This window comes from Methylorubrum podarium (assembly GCF_022179745.1).
GTDB lineage: Bacteria > Pseudomonadota > Alphaproteobacteria > Rhizobiales > Beijerinckiaceae > Methylobacterium > Methylobacterium podarium.
Window position 1 is genome coordinate 1 of record NZ_BPRD01000661.1, and the last position, 1,062, is coordinate 1,062.

At 75.0% G+C, this 1,062-nt stretch carries 1 protein-coding gene; it reads left to right on the forward strand.

Annotated elements, in window-relative coordinates; all coding sequences use genetic code 11:
• Positions 1–1,062: hypothetical protein (locus MFF42_RS25450; RefSeq protein WP_238258757.1), on the forward strand; the 1,062-nt coding region annotated here is incomplete at both ends.

Genomic DNA, 1,062 nt, shown 5'->3' on the forward strand with positions numbered 1-1,062 from the left:
GCATCCTGCTCGCCCGCATGGATGCCGCCGGGATCCCGCGGCCCTCCTACATCCTGTTCTCGGGCCGCGGCCTGTGGTGCGTGTGGCTGTCCCGCCGCCCCCTCAAGGCCCGCGTCCAGGCCCGCGTGCGCCGCCTCATCTGCTGCCTGTGGGGCGAGGCCGTCCAGACCGGCGCTGCCAACATCGAGCGCGTGAAGGCCAAGGCCGCCGCCAACGCCGCCATCTGGGCCGGCATGGACCTCGACTGGTCCGTCGGCGACATGGCCCGCGTCCACCGCGTCGCCGGCAGCACGAACGAGAAGAGCGGCGAGCGCGTCCGCCTCCTGTGGCCCGAGAGCTGGGAGGACGTGCAGCGCCACGACCTCGACACGCTCGCGGACGCTGTGTTCCCGTTCACCCGCGCCGAGACCACGCTGTACCGCGAGGAGCGCGACGCGCGCCGGGCCGCCCGCGAGGCGCAGGCCCGGGCCGAGGGCAAGCCGGTCGCGCCGTCGCGCCTGCGCACGCATTCCCGCGGGCTGTGGGGCGCCGTCGAGGCCGAGCTCCTCCGCGTCCTGGCCATCGGTCCCGAGCGTCTCGCCCGGCTGGAGAAGCGCGACCTGCTCTGCTTCCACGTCGCCGTCGCCCGGGCGCGGACCGGCGTTGGGGGCGACGCAGATTCCTGGGCGATGGAGTTCGGCCCCTACGTCGTCGGCAACGGCCTCACGCAGGAGACCCTCCGGTCCTACCTCGGGTCGGTCGCCAAGCGCCTGCGTGCCCACGAGGCCGGCGAGGTGCGGATGCACCAGGGCAGGGCCTACAGCCCGCTCTACACCCCGAAGCTGGACAAGGTCCGGTCCGACCTGAACCTGCCCTCCGACCTGTGCGACGAACTCGGCCTGACCCTGCTCCGCCCCGACGCGCCCGTCCGCACGGCCACCGAGCGGTCCGCGGCCCGGCGCCAGCGCGAGGGGGCCACGGCCCGCGCCGAACACGCCCAGACCCTCGCCGAGGTCGCCAGGCTGGCCCGCGAGATCCAAGGGGCGACGGACCTGCCCCTGACCGAGGTCGCCCGCCTGCTCG